14 protein-coding genes are annotated in these 20003 nt (G+C 49.7%); 3 read left to right on the forward strand and 11 right to left on the reverse strand.

The window, feature by feature from the left end; translation table 11 throughout:
- Positions 1-36: 36 nt before the first annotated feature.
- Positions 37-1272 (reverse strand): beta-ketoacyl-ACP synthase II, encoded by a 1236-nt coding sequence (gene fabF, locus ACFPTP_RS15490; protein WP_381446604.1) that lies wholly within the window; start codon positions 1270-1272, stop codon positions 37-39.
- 73 nt (positions 1273-1345) lie between these two features.
- The gene (locus tag ACFPTP_RS15495) at positions 1346-2278 is read right to left on the reverse strand and encodes a beta-ketoacyl-ACP synthase III (protein WP_381446606.1); all 933 of its coding nucleotides are present in this window, start codon (positions 2276-2278) and stop codon (positions 1346-1348) included.
- Between the two features lie 186 nt (positions 2279-2464).
- Here ACFPTP_RS15495 and ACFPTP_RS15500 point away from each other — a divergent pair, with 186 nt between their 5' ends.
- Complete coding sequence (locus ACFPTP_RS15500; protein WP_381446609.1) at positions 2465-2650, forward strand: DUF2929 family protein; 186 nt, start codon at positions 2465-2467, stop codon at positions 2648-2650.
- A 143-nt stretch (positions 2651-2793) separates the two neighbouring features.
- Here ACFPTP_RS15500 and ACFPTP_RS15505 read toward each other — a convergent pair whose 3' ends face one another.
- From ACFPTP_RS15505 to ACFPTP_RS15515, 3 genes are all read right to left on the reverse strand, one after another.
- Complete coding sequence (locus ACFPTP_RS15505) at positions 2794-4941, reverse strand: ATP-dependent Clp protease ATP-binding subunit (RefSeq protein ID WP_381446611.1); 2148 nt, start codon at positions 4939-4941, stop codon at positions 2794-2796.
- 176 nt (positions 4942-5117) lie between these two features.
- On the reverse strand, positions 5118-5426 hold the full coding sequence (locus tag ACFPTP_RS15510; protein WP_381446613.1) for a metal-sulfur cluster assembly factor: 309 nt from the start codon (positions 5424-5426) through the stop codon (positions 5118-5120).
- A gap of 50 nt (positions 5427-5476) precedes the next feature.
- Positions 5477-6238 (reverse strand): prolyl oligopeptidase family serine peptidase, encoded by a 762-nt coding sequence (locus ACFPTP_RS15515; RefSeq protein WP_381446615.1) that lies wholly within the window; start codon positions 6236-6238, stop codon positions 5477-5479.
- 201 nt (positions 6239-6439) lie between these two features.
- Here ACFPTP_RS15515 and ACFPTP_RS15520 point away from each other — a divergent pair, with 201 nt between their 5' ends.
- Positions 6440-7261, forward strand: coding sequence for a Cof-type HAD-IIB family hydrolase (locus ACFPTP_RS15520; protein WP_381446617.1), 822 nt, complete (start codon positions 6440-6442; stop codon positions 7259-7261).
- A 22-nt stretch (positions 7262-7283) separates the two neighbouring features.
- Entirely contained in the window at positions 7284-8138 is an 855-nt protein-coding gene (locus tag ACFPTP_RS15525) for a DegV family protein (protein ID WP_381446619.1), read from the forward strand.
- 73 nt (positions 8139-8211) lie between these two features.
- Here the strand turns inward: ACFPTP_RS15525 and ACFPTP_RS15530 are convergent, their stop codons facing one another.
- From ACFPTP_RS15530 to addB, 6 genes are all read right to left on the reverse strand, one after another.
- Positions 8212-9654: an alpha-amylase family glycosyl hydrolase gene (locus tag ACFPTP_RS15530; RefSeq protein ID WP_381446621.1), complete on the reverse strand. Its 1443-nt coding sequence runs from the start codon at positions 9652-9654 to the stop codon at positions 8212-8214.
- Between the two features lie 355 nt (positions 9655-10009).
- The gene (locus ACFPTP_RS15535; protein ID WP_381446623.1) at positions 10010-10384 is read right to left on the reverse strand and encodes a YisL family protein; all 375 of its coding nucleotides are present in this window, start codon (positions 10382-10384) and stop codon (positions 10010-10012) included.
- 208 nt (positions 10385-10592) lie between these two features.
- A complete protein-coding gene (locus ACFPTP_RS15540) occupies positions 10593-11492 on the reverse strand; it encodes a fumarylacetoacetate hydrolase family protein (RefSeq protein ID WP_381446825.1) in 900 nt (299 codons plus the stop codon).
- 69 nt (positions 11493-11561) lie between these two features.
- The gene (locus tag ACFPTP_RS15545) at positions 11562-12752 is read right to left on the reverse strand and encodes a DUF418 domain-containing protein (RefSeq protein WP_381446625.1); all 1191 of its coding nucleotides are present in this window, start codon (positions 12750-12752) and stop codon (positions 11562-11564) included.
- The gene (addA, locus tag ACFPTP_RS15550) at positions 12749-16468 is read right to left on the reverse strand and encodes a helicase-exonuclease AddAB subunit AddA (protein WP_381446627.1); all 3720 of its coding nucleotides are present in this window, start codon (positions 16466-16468) and stop codon (positions 12749-12751) included. Before addA ends, ACFPTP_RS15545 begins: the two co-directional genes overlap by 4 nt.
- Positions 16446-19937 carry a helicase-exonuclease AddAB subunit AddB gene (gene addB, locus ACFPTP_RS15555; RefSeq protein ID WP_381446630.1) on the reverse strand — a complete coding sequence of 1164 codons (3492 nt, stop codon included), beginning with the start codon at positions 19935-19937 and terminating at the stop codon, positions 16446-16448. The genes addA and addB overlap by 23 nt, the downstream gene beginning before the upstream one ends.
- Positions 19938-20003 lie beyond the last annotated feature (66 nt).

Raw genomic sequence — 20003 nt, forward strand, 5'->3', positions numbered from 1 at the left:
ATTTAGAAGGTTTCTAAATGGGGAGCTATTTTAGGTTTATATTTTCTTGAATACGAGTGAAGCGTTATGTCCTCCGAAACCGAGAGAGTTGCTCATCGCATATTGGATGTCGGCTTTTCTCGCTTTGTTGACGACATAGTCGAGGTCACATTCAGGATCTTCATTCACATAATTCATCGTTGGAGGAAGAATCCCTTCCTGCAATGCCTTCACCGTAAAGATCGCTTCCAATCCGCCTGCAGCGCCAAGCAGATGGCCCGTCATCGATTTTGTCGAGCTCATCGCTAATTTATACGCATGGTCGCCGAAAACCGTTTTCGCTGCAATCGTTTCGAACAGGTCGTTATACGGAGTGCTCGTTCCGTGCGCGTTGATGTAATCGATTTTGTCCGGGCTGATTTCAGCTTCGTCAATCGCTTGACGCATTGCGCGTGCTCCGCCTTCGCCTTCAGGAGCTGGTGCTGTGATGTGGTGGGCGTCTCCTGTAGAGCCGTACCCGACGATTTCCGCATAAATTTTCGCACCGCGTTTCACCGCGTGCTCGTATTCCTCAAGAATGAGGATGCCAGCACCTTCCCCGATGACAAATCCGTCTCTTTCCTTGTCGAATGGACGGGAAGCTGTTGCTGGGTCAGGGTTCAATGACAATGCTGTGTTCGAGCAGAAACCTGCCACTGCCATCGTCGTGATCGGAGCTTCTGCGCCGCCCGTGATCATGACGTCTGCATCACCGCGTTTGATGACTTCGAAAGCGTCACCGATTGAATTCGTACCGGATGCGCAAGCTGTCACTGTACATGAGTTGATGCCTTTCGCGCCGAAATGGATGGATACTTGGCCGGATGCCATATCCGGAATCATCATCGGAACGAAGAACGGGCTGACCCGACGGTATCCTTTTTCAAGGAATGTCTTGAATTGCTGTTCATGTGTTTCCATGCCGCCGATGCCTGAACCGATCCAGACGCCTGTGCGCAATGCTGTTTCTTCATCCAATTCGAGATCTGCGTCTTTCATTGCCATGATGGATGCTGCAAGCGCATAGTGCGTGAAGCGGTCCATTTTCCGCGCGTCTTTCCGCGGGATGTATTCTTCGATGTCGAAGTCTTTCACTTCCGCAGCAACTTTTACTGGAAATTGTTCACTGTCCAGTCTTGTAAGTGGTCCGATTCCGGACTTTCCGTTTAATACCGCTTCCCATGATTCTTCTGCGGAATTTCCTACTGGAGAAACTGCTCCAACTCCTGTAACGACTACACGACGTTTTTCCATTATTGAAAACTCCCCTTCATTTTTACGAATAATAATGTTGTTCTAATTAAATTCAGTATATAGTATTCCGATGTTATTTTCCCCATTTAATGCATAGGGCGCCCCATGTTAGGCCTCCGCCGAATCCGACAAGGACGATGATGTCATCGTCTTTTACACGGCCTTCTTGCAGGTCATCGTATAATGAAATCGGAATGGATGCAGCTGATGTGTTTCCGTATTTATGGACGGATTTGGACATCCTTTCGATCGGCAAGCCAAGCCGTTCACGCGATGCTTCCATGATACGGATATTTGCTTGGTGCGGAATCAAATAGTCGACGTCCTCTGTCGTCAGACCGGCTTTTTTCGTGACACTTACAGCTGATTCGCCCATTTGACGGACTGCAAATTTGAAGACTTCACGCCCGTTCATTTGGATGTATTTGTCTTGGTATAAGTGTTTGCCGCCCGTACCGTCAGCGCCTAGTTCGAAGGCGAGGATACCGCGGCCTTCGCTCACTTTGCCGACAACAGCAGCACCTGCTCCGTCGCCGAAAAGGACTGCTGTGTTGCGGTCTTCCCAATCGGTGATTTTCGACAGCTTCTCAACTCCGACGACGAGGACATGTTTATACGTTCCCGCCTCGACGAAATGCTTGGCCGTTACAACGCCGTACATGAAGCCGGCACATGCTGCAGATATATCCATTGCTGCAGCGTTTTTAGCGCCTAAACGATCTTGGATCATTGTTGCGACGGATGGGAATGGACGGTCTCCCGTCACAGTCGCCACGATGATCATTTCGATATCTTCCGGGTGAAGGCCAGAATTTTCAATCGCATCCAATGCTGCTTCATACGCCATGTCGGACGTATCGGTATTGTCATCAGCAATGCGCCTTTCTTCGATCCCCGTGCGCGTGCGGATCCATTCGTCCGTCGTATCAATCCGCTGTTCCAGATCATGGTTTGTCACAACTTGCGAAGGAACAAACTTCCCTATGCCGATCAACCCTGCATTCATATCACATACCCCGTTCCTTATCATCTATTATTAGTACCTGGTATTAATTATAGAAGATAACTGATCCCTTTTCAATATCTTGACACGATTTCGCCAAAGAAAATATCGAACTTACATTATTTTGTTTATAGTATGGACGTGCTATGGTATGATGTACGAGGAAATAGTTACGATGAGGTGAATTCGATGAAATACATCATGGCATTTATTTGGTCTTTCTTGCTTGTAACGATGTTAAACTACGTGGCAGGTTCAATCGCGGGCGTCCCAGCTTTCAACTTTATGGGAGGCGTTGTCGCGGCTGTCGTCATGGCGATTATCATCCTTTGCATCACTGCAATCACTCCTGAAGGTGAAGTTGCAGATCATTGATCCATCCGTAAAGCCGTTCACTTCATGTGGATGGTTTTTTTAATTACAAGAATGAGAAGTTATCGCGCTGAAATGAGAACTTTTCATTTTAAAACAGCAAAAGCCTTGGACACCGATTTGAAATCGGCGTACCAAGGCTATTTTTATTGCTTCTCAATCTTCAATTTTCCATCTTCCATGCTCAACACTAGTTTCTGTCCGTCCGTCAAGTCGCCTTTGATGATTTCTTTAGCGACGATTGTTTCGACGTGGCGTTGGATGAAACGCTTCAATGGACGGGCACCAAACTCGGCATCTGTTCCTTCTTGGACAATCCAGTTGAGAACGTCCTCACTGTACTCCAAGTCGACTTCCTGTTCATCTAGCCGTTTCACTAAATCTTCGAGCATCTTCTTGGCAATCAAACGGAATGAATCGCCTGACAACGAGTGGAAAATGATGATATCGTCCATCCGGTTTAGCAGCTCCGGTTTGAAATGGCGGCGCAATTCCGCCATGACCAGATCCTCTGCGGCATGCTCATCGGAATCGAACTGGCCTTGCAGCAAGTAGGCGGAGCCGATGTTGGACGTCATGATGACAACTGTATTCGTGAAATTGACGAGCCTGCCTTGGCTGTCCGTAATCCGACCGTCGTCCAATATTTGTAGCAAGATATTCGACACGTCTGGATGCGCCTTCTCAATTTCATCGAGAAGAACGACCGAATATGGATTACGGCGAACCGCTTCCGTTAGCTGCCCGCCCTCTTCATAGCCGACATAACCTGGAGGCGCTCCTACGAGACGCGACACGCTGTGCTTCTCCATATATTCGGACATGTCGATCCGGATGAAATGATCTTCCGAATCGAACAACGTCGCGGCGAGTGTTTTCGCAAGCTCAGTCTTCCCGACCCCGGTCGGTCCGAGGAACAGGAACGAGCCGATCGGCTTGTCAGGATCCTTGATGCCTGCACGGGCACGCCAAACTGCTTCCGTGACGAGCTGCACGGCATCATCTTGACCGATGACCCTTTCTTCCAAAGTTTCGCGGAGTCGGAGCAATTTCTCCCGCTCCCCTTCCACGAGTTTCGTGACAGGGATTCCTGTCCAGCGTGCGACAATCATCGCGATTTCGTCTTCCGTCACTTCTTCCCGCAACAGCCGGTTATCCGAACTGTTTGCAAGAGGCGCTTCCAATTCATGAAGTTTCTTTTCAAGTTCAGGAATTTTGCCGTATTGGAGCTCGGCGGCTTTATTCAGATCAAAGCGGTTTTGCGCATCCTCCAGCTCACGGCGATAGCGGTCCAGCTCTTCCCGCTTCACTTGGATTTCGCGCAACGCTTCCTTCTCTTTATTCCACTGCTCCCGCATCCCGGCGGAGGAATCTTTCAGCTCCTGCAGCTCGGTGCGCAAAGCTTCGAGACGCGTCTGGCTGATTGCATCTTTTTCTTTCCGCAATGCTTGCTCCTCGATTTCGAGCTGCATGATCCGGCGTGTGACCGAATCGAGTTCCTGTGGCATCGAGTCGATTTCCGTGCGGATCATCGCGCTCGCTTCGTCCATTAGATCGATTGCCTTGTCCGGCATGAACCGTTCTGTTAAATAGCGGTCCGACAGTGTAGCGGCCGCAACGAGAGCGCGGTCATGGATACGGACGCCGTGATGCAGTTCAAATCGTTCCTTCAACCCGCGCAAGATTGAAATCGTATCTTCGACAGAAGGTTCGCGTACCATCACTTGCTGGAAGCGGCGCTCCAACGCCGGATCCTTCTCGATATACATCCTGTATTCGTCGAGCGTCGTCGCCCCGATGCAATATAGTTCGCCGCGCGCTAGCATCGGTTTCAACATATTGCCCGCATCCATCGCGCCTTCCGTCTTTCCGGCGCCGACGATCGTATGGATTTCGTCGATGAAGAGGATGATTTCCCCGTCACTGTCCTTCACTTGCTTCAAAACGCCTTTCAACCGTTCCTCGAATTCACCTCGGTATTTCGCGCCCGCGATAAGCGAGCTCATATCGAGTTCGAAGATCTGCTTATCCTTCAGCCCTTCCGGCACGTCTCCTTTGACGATCCGTTGGGCAAGCCCTTCGACAATCGCCGTCTTACCGACACCAGGCTCCCCGATTAGCACAGGATTGTTTTTCGTTTTTCTTGATAAAATCCTAATGACATTCCGGATTTCTTCATCGCGCCCGATTACCGGGTCCATTTTTCCGTTCTTCACATCTTCAACGAGATTTCGTCCAAATTGTTCAAGTGGTGTACGTTGATCTTCCTGTACGCCATCCATTCTCATATGCATTCACCTCATAATTTGACTTTGACTATCTTTGATTAATTAAATTATATGCTTTTTATTCCAATAAGTAAAGCATCCCGCTTGCTTAATTTTCCCTGTCCCGATGGGAATAAACATAAGCAAAAAAAGGCTGCCCGACATAAGTCAGACAACCTTTTCCCGTTTCTATTAATGTTTTATCAACGAACACCTAGCGCCATCTTCGCATATCGGGACATCATATCTCTCGACCATGGCGGGTTCCAAATAATATTAACGTCCGCATCTTTCACTTCAGGCAATTCCATCAGTTCTTGCTTGATGTTGGCGACGATTTGCGGCCCCATCGGACAACCCATAGATGTCAATGTCATTGTCACTTTGGCAGTGCCTTCTTCATCCAGCTCAACGTCATAGACAAGTCCCAAGTTGACGATATCAATACCGAGCTCGGGATCGATCACGTTTTCCAGAGCACCCATCAAGCTGCCCTTCATATCATCATTCATTGAAATTCCCCTTTCCGTATCTGTTCTGCCTCCATCATAGCAAGGATGGCCTATTCATTCAAATAAGATGCGAACCAATCGGCTGTACGCAGCATGCCTGTTCTTGAAACGGCATGTCCTGCCGTCGGATCCTTCACAAATTCGAATCGTTCGGGTTCATCCGCATAATCCTTCTTCGCCGCATTGTAGAAATTGAATGTCGGTTCGAACGGGACCGTCGTATCGTTTTCGCCGTGCCAGAAGTAGACGGGGCGATGGTTGAGCTTTTTCCTTTGTTTCGTCAAATCGAAGATGGCAAGTGTATCGAGCAATGATTTCCGTTCTTCATCGGTGATCGGCAATTTAAATCCGCGCCGTTCGAATTGGGACATTTGCGCTTTTGCAAGCTCTACATAACCTGGCGCGCCCATCATGACAGCCGCCACATCGATCCATGGATAGGCAGTCAGACAGCCGAGTGTCGTAATGCCGCCCATGGATGTACCGCCCATGCCGATTTTCGTTACGCCTCTTTCCTGCAGTTCCTTGTGTAGGACGGCCATTTCCTCAATCGATGTCAGGACAATCTCCCAAAATCGCAGGCTTAGCTGAACTTCATCCAAACCTTCATCCCGGACACCGTGCAAATGGGCATCCGGCAAAAGGACGCGGAATCCTTTCTTTGCAATATTATATGCGTAATGCAAGTTATGCTCTTTGGCGCTTGTGAAGCCGTGCAGGAAGATGACGGTTGGTAGTTTGCTATTTTCGTTTGATTCATCCACAATATGCAATAATGGTATATTGCTCCAATTTTCCTCTTTGACAATCATTCGAACACCTTCTGTACTTTTTCTAAATCGTACCAAAGTTTTATTAGAAAAACAAAAAGGACGGTTTTCTTCCGGAATGTTTTGACTTGCCTCGATAGATAACGATAAACTGGATATCATAGATATCAACCCGTAAAAACAAGGTGAATCGCTGGCTGAAATGGGTATACATCAAAGAACTATCCAAAAGGGGGCAGAACTATGAAACCGCATTTGATTGTCCTCGACTTGGACGGGACATTGCTGACGGATGAAAAAGTTATCTCAGAAGAAACCGCACATACATTGAAACGGGCGGAAGAACAAGGGCATCAGGTGATGATTGCGACCGGCCGGCCGTATCGGGCAAGTGCGATGTACTATCGGGAACTCGGCCTGAAGACGCCAATCGTCAATTTCAATGGCGCGTTCGTCCACAATCCGACTGACCGTTCCTGGAAAACGGTCCATGAAACGATTTCCCTTCCTGTTGTCAACGATGTTGTGGAAGCGATGCAGGATTTTCGTCTCCATAATATCATTGCTGAAGTGATGGATGATGTGTATTTGCAATATCACGATGAAAAGCTATTGGATATCGTCGGCTTCGGAAATCCCGTCATCAGGCAAGGGGACATCCGGGAGTCCTTGCAAGTCGAGCCTACCAGTTTGCTTATTCAGGCAGACCCACAAAACGTCGAACCAATCCGGAGACATCTGGCAGAAGTCCATGCGGAGGCGATCGACCATAGACGTTGGGGCGCGCCATGGGATGTCATTGAAATCGTGCGCCACGGATTGAACAAAGCGGTCGGCATCTCACATGTCGCCAAATGGCTCGGAATTCCGCGTGAACGCATCATCGCTTTCGGGGATGAAGATAACGACCTTGAAATGATCGATTATGCAGGCGTCGGTGTCGCGATGGCCAACGGAATCGACAGGCTGAAATCCATTGCAGACGAAGTGACGACGTTGACGAATAATGAAGACGGAATCGCAGAAGTACTGAAAGAACGATTGTTATTAACAAAAAAAATATAAAAAGAATATAGGGGGACTCAAAATGAGAATTTTTGCCGACAGTGGTTCAGATTTGCCGAAATCTTTTTTCGATGAAAACGATGTGACGCTCATTCCTTTGCGCGTTTTGATTGACGACAAGGAAGGCGACGATGTCATTGAGATTAATTCGAAAGAAGTGTATGACGCCATCCGTAATGGCAAACATCCAAAGACGTCACAAGCATCGCCGGAACTTTTCCATTCAACTTGGAAAGAACTCGCTGCTTCAGGGGAAGACGGTTTGTATATCGCTTTTTCGTCCGAGCTATCGGGAACATATAACACAGCAGTCATGATGAAAGATCAAGTGAAGGAAGGCAATCCGAACATGAACCTCGTCATCATCGATTCACGCTGTGCTTCGCTTGGACATGGCCTTCTCATCCAAGAAGCTGTCCGGCTCAGGGATGCGGGCGATGATGTGCGTACGATCGAACGTAAAATCCGTGACATGGCCAATCATATGGAACATCTTTTCACAGTCGAAGACCTCGACTACCTGGCGAAGGGCGGGCGTGTATCGAAAGCCAGCGCATTCATCGGCGGACTGTTGAACATCAAACCGCTCCTTCATGTCGAAAGCGGAAGGCTCGTGCCGATCGAAAAACACCGCGGCCGCAAAAAGGTGCTTCGCCGCATGCTCGAACTGATTGAGGAACGCGGAGTTGAATTATCGAAACAGACAATCGCCATCAGTCACGGCGATGACGAAAGCACGGCCCTAGAGATGAAAGCGCTCATCGAAGAGAAGTTCCAGCCGAAAAACGTGGAAGTCCATATGATCGGCTCCGCTATCGGATCCCATTCAGGACCCGGCACGATCGCAATTTTCTTCTTGAATAAATTCAATCAATAAATAAATGAAAAATGCCTTTCCGGGCATGGCTGCAGCCAATTCCGAAAAGGCATTTTTTATTTTGTTCATGAAATTAATTTTCCGTCCGTCTTCTGTCCCGTCCTTTTTTAATGACGAGGAACAAGAAGCCAAGGAACATGACGTAAACGAGGATCGATGCAATCAAATAAGGCGTGTTGAAGCCTTTATCTTCGTCTGCAATATACACTTCCGCAAGCTCCCTATCCAGAACGACGCGGAATACGCCATCGTCAGCTTCCCGGATCAGGTCGCTGTCCAACAGACCGCGCAGCTTTTTGTTCTCGCCGATCTTCTCGGCTGGCACTGTAAAACTTGCTGTCTTCGATGTATTGTTAATGGCAACGAGCCATGTTTCATCCGCAGATGTACGCGTGTAGACCATGAAGCCATCTTCATTGTGCAGCATTTCAAAATCGCCGTTGCGGAGCGTTTCCGATTCATTGCGCAGCAAATTCAAATCGCCGATCAGATCCTTGAATTCCATGTCCGTTTTGAAGTTGAAAAGCGGATGGCTTTCAGGCGCTTCTTTTCCGTTGACCGCGATTTCCGAGCCGTAAGTCATAAGCGGCACACCCGGAAGCGTAAATAGCGCAGTCGCCGCCACTTTCCAACGAGTTGGCGGGAACATTCGGGCTTCCACGATATCATACGTGAAGCGCGGTCCTGTTAAGTCGTCATATTGCAACAGTTCGAGCTTATCGTTTCCTTTGAAAATATCCATTGGGGATGAATCCGGATCGAATCTCACGAATGACTCACGGAGCGCCTGTATTTTCGCATCACTCGGCTTCAAGTCAAACGCAGCCCCGCTTTCTTCATTCGTCAATACGTAAGCGCCTTGCTTGGCGTTATGGATTGCATCAATCATTTCATTTAAGAAAGCTTCATCGAAACCATCAAGCTTCGTCAAACGGAGCCCGTCCAAATCATAAGTAGTGATGAAATCGGTCGCCGCTTGGATCAAAGCGTCCTTTACGTTCGTGTCGGAAGGATTCCAATCGACCGTGCCGTCTGCAGAATGAATGGATTTATATGCCTGTCCTTTCGTCCATTCATGATCCGCGCTCACCTTCCCAAGAGGAAAATCGGCAATCACTTTCATTTTCTTCTTGTGAATTTCCTTCACTAATGCATCGAACTCTTCAGCCGTACCGAAATGAGGCTCCAATTCGGTATAAGACAGCGCTCTGCTTCCATCATACGTTTCTGTCTTGAAGACGGGTCCTAACGAAATCATCGTGAATCCCATATCGATAATATGCTGCAATCGACCTTCCAGACCGAGGAAATCACCACCGTTGAAGGCATTCCCTTTATGCGTATCGACATTGATGTCGTTTCTCCCATTCCCGTTATTAAAACGGTCCACTAACAGATCATATATGCTTTCATCCATGATGCCGCGCTCCGCCTTGGCGGAAGCGACAGACGGTAGACTTGCAGAAATGAACAATAAAAAAATGGCAGCTATGCCAATCAAACGTTTCCCTTTCACGATAAAGCCTCCTCAAACGAGCTATCTCTTGCCATTTTAACAAAATGGAGCGCTCCCCGCTATGGAATGGGGAGAAAAAGTGGAGTGCCATTAAAAAATGGGGCGAATTTGTGAATGAAAGAGATTAAATGAGCGTGGAGAGAGGGGGTTATGAGCGCGGTTGAAGGGTTTATGAGCACGAAAACGGATTTATGAGCGCAGTAGCAGGGTTATGAGCGCGGAACTGTATTTATGAGCGCAGCAGCAGGGGTTATGAGCGCAAAACGGCATTTATGAGCGCAGCAGCAAGGTTTATGAGCGCGAAATCGAAAAAATGAGCCACCGGAAGCTTAACCGGTGGCTCGCTAGCTCAATATCAGAAGAATTCATAGCCCATCGGCAATTTGAAGCCGAAGAACATCGTTGCGAAAAAGAAGACGAAGAACAAAATCCAGAACGTCGTCACTTTCTTCCCTTTTTCAGAACGGACAAGAACCATTTCCATCATCCCGATCGTCAACAGGCCGAGCAGGAATTTAATGCCGTATTCGGCGCCTCTTCCGAAATCCATCCCTTTAATGAAGAGCGCAACCCCTGAAATAAGGATAAGCACGAAAAATAGGCGTGCAATCATATGTGTAATCTTTTTTCCTTTTGTCCCGTTCGCCATGACAGCCGAAACGAGGAAAATGATAATGCCGACGACCCATGTGAAAAGATGGAAATGGGTCGAACTTGTCAAAAAGTCCAAATTGTTCACCTCATCATTAATCAATTTCGCCTCGGCGAAATTGCGTCCGGATTTTGAATTGTGCTTGCACAATTAACTCCTTTCAAAATCCGTGACATCCGCCGGAGGCCTTATCTTTTTTTAGCAGGCGTCTGAGCGCCTGCTGAATAAAGATAAAGTTTTCTTTATTATACTATCATAGAAAAGCTTTCCATAGTAGGAAACGGCATTATGCAAACCGATTGACGAGCGTGCCGATGCCCTCGACGGAAATCTTCACCGTATCCCCCGCCTTCAGGAATTTCGGCGGATTAAATCCTTTGCCGACTCCTGCGGGCGTTCCTGTCAAAATGACGTCGCCCGGCTCAAGAGTGACAAATTTCGAGATTTCGGCAATCAATTCATCGATTTTGAAGATCATGTCGGATGTATTACCGTTTTGACGAACTTCATCATTCACTTTTGTGACGATCGACAAATTATGCGCATCAGGAATCTCGTCCTTCGTGACGATATATGGACCCATCGGGCAAGACCCGTCCAAGCTTTTGCCAAGGAAGAACTGCTTGTGGCCAGTCTGTATGTTCCTAGCCGTTATATCATTCGCGATCGTATAGCCGAAAACGTGATCATATGCGAGCTGTTTCGGGATATTGCGCCCTTTCTTGCTGATGACGACAGCCAGCTCCCCTTCATAATCGAGGCTTTCCGTAAGTTCTGCGTGCACTGGAAGCTCCTGCTCATCTGCGGCAATCGCAGTAGGTGATTTTGTGAAAATCAATATTTTTTCAGGTGGTGCTTCCGCACCCATCTCGGCGGCGTGCTCGGCATAGTTCTTGCCGACGCCAAGGACGTTTTTCGGTGTACGCGGAATCGGGGACAGCCATTCAACTTCCGTGAATGCATACTTGAATTGTTCCGGATTTTCGCTATTCCGAGCTTGCTCGGCAAGTTTCCTCACCTTTTCGACAAACTCCAAACCTCCTGCAATACCTTCGATGATTGTTGAAGGGAAATCCGTTTCGCCGAATGCCTCAGCGATCGATTTCACATCCCAGACCGCTTCCTCTTTCTTCACTTTCGGACCGAACAATGTTTTACCTTCAAACCGGAACGACAAAAGTTTCATGTACAAGCCCATCCTTCCTTATAATATGGAAAACCTTTTCAACACAATTTCCGATTACCTACTACCATTCTACAAAGCTTGTTGTTTCTCCTCTTTTTTCGGCATGTTTTTTCCGTACGTCCCTTTCCGCCAGAGCCATTCGAATGGCCCCATCCGGAACTTCATTAGCCAGAGCTCCGCGAATATGACCTGGATGGCAAAGATGCCGACAGCGATCATCGTCCCTGTCTCTATATCCACTTTTCCATAAAGCCCGAAGCCGTATCCGTAGAATAGAAGTGTTGCAATAATGGATTGCATCAAGTACGTCGTCAATGACATCCGCCCAGCTTTTGAAATCGGCCGGAAGATCGTGCGGAAAATCGGCAATGTACAAAGCAGGATGATGACGCATGCATAGCCGATCGCCAAAATCGGTCCGCCGATCAGTTGCTGGATCAATAAATTATAGTAATCATATCCGTCGATGTACGGCCATGATTTAATGGAGATCCCAGCTGCTAACGTGATGATGCCGACAATGGCTATTTTGCCTTTCAGTTCCGCCGTTCGTTCAAACAGCTTCCATTTCGAGAAGGCAGCCCCGAGCATGATCAATGGCAAGACCATGAAAACACTTAGGAAGGAGTTTGTCAAACCGATGAATAGCCACTCGGTAATCCGGAAAACAAGTGCTTCGCCATATGACCCGTGTGCATATGCCGTAATCGCCAACTCGATCTGCTGGATATCGACAAACCCTTCCATCAACGAGTTCGGATTAAGCACCGTCAATGCATACATGACGCCGATAAATAGGGCGGTCGGAAGCAAATAGACGATGAGCGCAATCCAGAGGAGCCATTTTTTCGGAACACGGACGACAGCTAGCATGATGAAGCCCATCAGCGCATAGGTGAATAAAATATCACCCGACCAGATGAACAGCGCATGGATCAGGCCGAACCCCATGAGTATCGCAAGGCGCCTCGCCATCATCGGTACGTATGACGTCCCGTTTGCCATCGCTTTTTCATATTGCATATTCAATCCATATCCGAACATCATGGCGAAAATCGGGTAAAAGCTCGCTTCCACAAACAAATTGATCAGCTTGTAGGATGCCACATCACCCGGCGTACTGAAATACGAATGTGGATCGATATAAAAATAAGGTGAATGGAATGTGAGCATATTCGCGATGAAGATGCCGAGGAGCGCAAAGCCCCTCAGTATATCCAACGCTTCAATGCGGTTTCCAATCGTCGGTGTTACATTCAAACTGTTTCCTCCTGAACTTGCACAATCCTCTCCCCGTCAAACAAATAGAGGACCATTTCTTTTATTTGTATTCTTGCGATCGACTCGACCGCTTTTTTATAAAGGCTCAACTGGATGCCATACCATTTTTGCATTTCGGCTTGGATCTCTTCTTCGGACCGGAATCTTCCGCGAATCCGGTCCGTCTTATAGTCGAGTAGCACCCAGCCATCTTTTTCTTCGAAGAGGCAGTCGGCGATCCCTTGCAAGATCTGATGATCGCCGTCATTCCCGTCAAATGCATACGTAAACGGCACTTCCTTGAGCATCCTTGTCGCTTGGGACAATCTTTTGAATAGCGGCGTCCCGAAAAATTGGACGACCGCTTTCACATCGACTGCGTTCGCTTCTTCTGTCGTCAATAATTGCCGCGTCGTCAGCTCGGTGACGAACCGATCCACGTCTTGGACGGTATGCGTCTTCGACAGATCGATATGCTGCATGATCGTATGCATCGCCGTTCCGATTTCCGCTCCTGATAGCGCCCTTGACTGCATGAACGCCGGTCGGTCATGCAAATAAGGCGTGCTCACTTCATCATCCTTCGTCGTGAAGAAGTCGTCGAAATCCGGCTCCATCTCGAGCAGCGCCACCCTTTTCAAGTCGCTCACCGTCTGCTTGGATCGCTTTTCGACGGAAGCCATGAATGGATAGACGTAGTCGAATCTCCGTTTCACTTCCTTGGACCATTCAGCGTCGATGACATCACTGGATGTTGCTGGTACAGGTCTTTCGACGATTTCCTCTTCTTGTTCCTCCATCGCGAGGAATGAAGAAACAGGATGCGCCGCAATTTCCCACTTCGAAGGATCATTGACGGGACTGCCCCCGTACATGAAACCGAATTTCCCGAAATCCGGGTGCCGCGCAATCGCTGGCCCTATCCAATCTAAATAGCCGTTTGCGCGCGACCTCGTATATTCCGGCAGCATTTCGCCTGCTTCGATGAGCTGCGCGTCCTGCCAGCTGCCGATCGCCTTTTCAATATCCTTGACGGTGGCAATCAATTCGAGATGCTCCTTCGCCCTCGTCATCGCCACGTAAAGCACGCGCATCTCCTCCGCACGCATTTCAAGCTCCTTCTTCTCTTTCATCGCGAGGAATGGAAGTGATGTGTACGTGATGCGCAATTCAGGGTCGATCGCCTTCACCGCCAAACCGAAATGCTGGTCGAATAAATACGGCTCATTGAAATCCATCTTATTGAACTGTCTGCCGGCCCCCGCGACGAACACGTACGGGAATTCCAGTCCTTTCGATGAGTGGATCGTCATGATCCGGACGACATCCTCCGTCTCGCTCACGTAACGGGCAGCACCGAGATCATCACCGCGCTTCTGCATCCGGTCGACAAACCGGAGGAATCGGAAAAGCCCCCGGAAGGACGTCTTCTCATAATCGATGGCGCGATCATGCAGCGCGCGCAAATTCGCTTGCCGCTGCTTTCCGTTCGGCATCGCGCCGACCATTTCATAGTAATGCGTATCGTTATACACTTGCCAAATGAGTTCCGACAACGAACCGCGTCGTGCTAGATTGCGCCAATCCTCGAACATGAGGAAGAACCGCTGCAATTTCACTTGCGTTTCCGCAGCAATCCCTGCCCCGCCTGTCGCCATGAACAGTTTCAGCGCCTCGTAAAACGGTTTGTTCTTCGCTGCGAGACGGACTTGCGCCAACTCATTTTCCGTCATGCCGACGAATGGTGCGCGGAGGACCGATGCAAGCGGAATATCCTGATACGGATTGTCGATGACGCGGAGCGTATTCAGCATGATCATCACTTCGATCGCCTCGAAATAGCCGCGCGACAATTCCGCATAGATCGGGATGCCCGCAAGCTTGAACTCTTCGGCGATTTCCCCGGACCATGTCATGGAGCGCATGAGGATGACGATATCCCTGTATTCGAGAGGGCGCCGTTTATCCGTGAACGCATCTGTCACTTCAGCACCTGATGCCATCAACTCTTTGATTCTGCTGATCATATATCGCGCTTCTGCTTGCGAACTTTTCAGGCTTTGCCCCGTCAGCTCTGTTGCTTCATCTTCCATATCCTCTTCGTCAGCCTCATATAACAACGTCAATGCAGCTGGCGTTTCCTTTTCCGGATAACGGGCGCCATATTTCAACGCTGCAGCTTCATCGTATTCGACTTCGCCGACTCGTTCGCCCATCACTTGGGAGAAGATGAAGTTCGTCGCGTCCAATACTTCTTTCCGGCTTCGGAAATTGGCATTCAAATCGATCTTCAGCCCATTTTCGCTATCGTCCGACGTAAATCGATTATATTTCCCAAGAAATAACCCCGGTTCCGCCAGTCTGAAACGATAAATCGACTGTTTCACGTCTCCTACCATGAATAGATTCCCGTCCGACTCGCTGCCGCGCTTCACGAGCTGGATGATCGCCTCTTGCAGCAAGTTGACGTCCTGATATTCATCCACTAGAACTTCCGCGAACCTGTTCAAATAATCGACCGCAATATCGGATGGCACAAGTTCCCCGTCCTTTTCTGCCGCAAGGATCTGCAAAGCAAAATGCTCCAAATCCGAAAAGTCGACAAGACCGCGATCCATCTTCACTTCGCCGTATCGCTTGCCGAAATCGATGACGAGCTCAACTAGCGTATGCATCATCGGCGCCATTAGACGGATTTCGTCCAATAGACGCTTTGGCGTCCTAGTAAAATATGATTCTTTCAATGAATTGACGATCTTCTTCACGGAATCCCGTAACGACTTCGCCCGTTTCGCCAATTCCTCATCGCATGTGTTCTTCCGGATCGTGCCCGCCTTCACCCATGTAAGCGATCCGAAAAACGCATACGTCTCTTCCCAAGTCCCTTCTTCTATCCGACGCTTCGCTTCCCTGATCCATTGCAGATCAGCGTCAGCAGTCGCAGCCAAAGGTTCGGGACCTTCCGGCATCAGTGCAATCCGCTTCATATCCTCCGTCAGATGAATCGCTTCCTCAAGCGTATGGCGGATCGCCATCTTCAACGGACCGATGAAATCGAGTTCGTCGATCGTCACGTCTTCATCCAATTCATATTGCATCGGAATCATCCGGAGCCATCGTTCCGGAGAAGGGTGCACACGCGAGTAATCGTACAGCCTGTCGATGAGCGTCTCGATCGATTGGTCGTTCCGATCTGACGTAAAACTGTCCGCAAGCCTGTACATCGCTTCGGGGTTTTCTGCATTATAAGCGTCCTCAAGCACTTCACCGATCGTGTCATCCCGCAGCAATGCCGCTTCCGTTGTATCCGCGATGCGGAATCCCGGATCGATATCGATCAAGTATGCATATTGGCGCACGACGTTCAAACAGAAGGAGTGCAATGTGGAGATCTGCGCTTTATTCAACAGGCTCAGCTGCCTGCGCAAATGGATGGAGTCTGGATTGACGGCAATCGCCTCTTCCAATGCTTCCGCCATCCGGTGCCGCATTTCAGCCGCCGCTGCATTTGTGAACGTGACGACGAGCAGTTCATCCACATCAATCGGATTGTGCTCACTGAGCACTTTCTCGATCATCCGCGTAATCAGCACTTTCGTCTTCCCGGAACCGGCCGCAGCCGATACGAGCACATCTTTCCCCGTCGCCCAGATCGCCTTCCATTGGGCGTCCGTGAACGTCACGTCCGCCGGTTTAACTGGAATGTCCATCATCATTCACATCCTTCCGCATCTTCTCAAGGGATTCTTCCGGGTTCATGCTTTCATAGTGCCGGTATTTCTGCTCGGGATTCGTCGGGTCGAACTGGCAGACCGAACGATACGAGCAATATTGGCAAGGCATTTTATCTTTCAGCCGATATGGATACACCCGCGCATCTCCTGCAAGCATCCCGTCCCCCGCCTGCTGGTGGCGGTGCCTTACGAACTTCCGGACAATTTGCAGATCATCCGTCGACAGCACTTTTGACGTTTTTGTAAAGGTCCCGTCCGTCTTCAAGGCGGCTGGGATGACAGACGACGTCCTGCCGAGCTGCGCATCCATGCCCATGACGACTTCAGGGTCATCGAGCAAATAGCCCCTCATCTTATAGGACTTCAATATTTCTTCTTCAACCAAATCTTCGGTCAGCTCAAGCTCCGTCCGGATCATCGGATTATGGACATGCAAGTAAAGTACGCCCGCGGGATCCGCCTTGAATCCGATCCATTCTTCCGCATGCTCGACCGCTACATCGAGGTACGTCAACATCTGTAAGGATATGCCGTAATAGACGTCGGTCAGATCGAGCTGCTTCGAAGATGATTTATAATCGACAATCCGTACATAATTCCGTCCGTCGATTTCCGTTGCATCAACCCGGTCGATTCTGCCGCGCAAATTCATTTGATTGCCACGGCGAAGCGGAATCTCAAGCGGCGGCAATTGCTCGCCAGGTCCGAAAGCCGCTTCGATCGCGATTGGCCGGAACATGCTTTTCGTCGCCTGTTTGCCGAGCGCGAAAATCGTACGTGTCACGATATGCGTCAATTTTCGGCGGATATAGTGGTAGCGACTCGTCGACAGCAGTATGCGGTTGAAGAACATCGGCGCGATATGCTCCATCGCATCCCTTGATAATTGCCAGCATTGCTCCTTAGACAGCTCCGTCCATGATCTTCCCGTCCGGTTCATTTCATCCGAAATCCATTTCAGTGCAGCATGAAACAGATCACCGATTGATGGAGCTTCGAGCGTAAATTCCATCCGTTCCTGCAATCCAAGTCCATATGAAGCGAAATGCTGGAACGGGCAGCTGTAATACGATTCGATCCTCGAAACGCTGGATACAAATGTCTTGCCATACAAGCCTTCCGTAATGGCCGGCGCGAGCCGCTCCGTTTCATTCCGGTCCGTCATCGGCTTCGTAATGTATTCCAGGACAGAAGACCATAGCGGGTCCTCCTCGTAATACTCAAGAACCGCCCGCCATTCAGCAGTAAGCTCGTTCGTCTGCTCCGCTTCCTTCACTTTCATTGAGACGTATGGCAACGCGGTCCGAGGGTGGCTAATATAGTCGGCCTCCTCCTCGCCGTTCAGCAATTCGGAAGGATCCGTCACCGCCGATTGCAGCCCTATTCCCGGCAACAGCTGTTGGATACGCGGGATATAGAGCGATGGCAACAGCGACTTCCCTTCTTCATCCGCGATCGGATAGGAAATGAAAAGCTTTTGCCTTGCCGACGTGAACGCCCGGTATGCCATATACGATTCATCCATGAGCTTCATTTTCGACGAAGGGGCCAGTTCAATGCCGCTCATCGCGAACCATTCGCGATCCGTGTCGGACAAGAGGCCCTCCGCGTCAATCCGTTGAGGGAGCACACCGTCATTGACGCCGATGACGAAGCCCATTTCGATTTCCATAAGGCTCGCAAGCTCGATCGTTGTCACCGTCACTTGATCGAGCGACGGCGGGATGCGCGTGAATTCGAGCGTATCGAATCCTTCATCCAAAATCCGGGCAGCTTCCTTCAACTCCAACTCCTTGTCGCCGAACATGAGGACAAACTGGTCAAGGACATTGATCCATGAATCCCAGGCCTGTTCATGCTCCGTCGCGTTCAACAGGCGGCCTGCACGCTCTTCATCCGCACGCAAGTCGATGATCTTATCGAATACGTGCAGCGATTCCATGAATAAAAACAGCGCTTCCGCGACATCACGGCCACTTTTCGAACGCTTCAGCCTGCCTTCGAATTGCGCAAGCGGCTCCCGGATCGAGTCTCGGATCAGATGAAGCTCCCGTTCCAGCGCCAACTCCTCGTCGGTCTGCACGTTCGTATGAAGTTCCAGCCCGCGATATCGCTTCACTTTCCAGCGCGCTTCATCGAACCACCGATTGCCGTAGATCCCGTTCGCCAACACATAATTTTCGAGACGGTCCGCACGCTCACGCCAAAGAAGCTTGTCTTCCCGATGCGGGAAAAACAGATCCGTCTTCACCGCACGGAATACCGATTCATATGTCCAGCCGGATGTGACGGCCTCGAGTACAGACCTTGAAAACTCGATGAGCGGGTGATGGAGCATCGGCTTCTTCCGGCTGATGAACACCGGGATATCGTATTGCGAAAAGATCGTTTCAATAAGCTCATCATACTTGTCCGGCTGCCGGTATAAAATCGAAATTTCCTTATACCGTCCGCCTTTCATGACAAGTTCCCGAATTTTCCTCGCGACCGCATGGATTTCCGCTCTCCGATCCGTCGCCTCGACGAGGGTGACCGCCCCTTCGGCAGGTCTTTCTTTCGGAGGATAGTTCTCGAACTCGTTCTCGAAGTGGCGGAGCTCGTCATTTTTAAATCGGACAGGCACGGCCATATGGATTCCCTCTTCAATTTCAATCGCTTCATTGCGCGCAATCTCGCGGAGCTTCATCGACGTGCGCACTGGATTGAAGAACAATTCATGATCCGCATGCCCCGACAAATCGTCCTCCATCGGCAAGACGACCGTCACCCGGTTCCCATGCTTCATCAGTTCCGTTATGATTTCATACTCCCTCGCTGTGAAACTCTCAAATCCATCTATATAAATCTCTGCGCCTTTCATCAGTTCAGAGTGTTTGATCTGGGAAGCTAGCAATGCCAAATGCCCCTCGCTATCGACATAGGAGGTGCCAAGACGCTCCTCTATTTTTGATACGAGCAAGGAAAGGTCGCTCACCTTGTCCTGCAATGTCCTCGGTGCATCTGCAGTGGCCAGCTGTTCGCGGAACTCGGCCAACGTTTCCCGGTCTAAGCAATAGCGGCTGAACTCCTTCATAAGGTCGCCGATTTTTTCCGTAAAGCCTCGCTTGTTCGCTGCCTGCTTGAACAGCTTCAGCTCCTCCCGGTTCTCCTCCAGCACGCTCCGCACGAGCATCCTGTATCCGAAACCGTCGACTTCCTTCCGTGTAATGCCGCCCGTCTCCTGCAGCACCCGCCACGCGAGCCGCTTGAACGTGGAAACTTGCGCGCGGATCAAGCCATTCAAGCCGAAATTGACCGACAAACTCAGCTCCATGGAATACGACATCTGGTCAGGCACGATCAGAATGACAGCCGGCCCCAATGGATTCCGTTCAAGCTCTGAAGCAATCTCCCGCTCGATGACCGTCGTCTTCCCCGTCCCGGCCCGTCCTGTCACAAACCGTAAAGTCATGGCCCTCTCCCCCTTTCTATAAATGAAAAAATCCTATCATCCTTCCCTTCATTGTACCGAAAGTTT

The organism is Sporosarcina koreensis, assembly GCF_042655825.1.
GTDB lineage: Bacteria > Bacillota > Bacilli > Bacillales_A > Planococcaceae > Sporosarcina > Sporosarcina koreensis.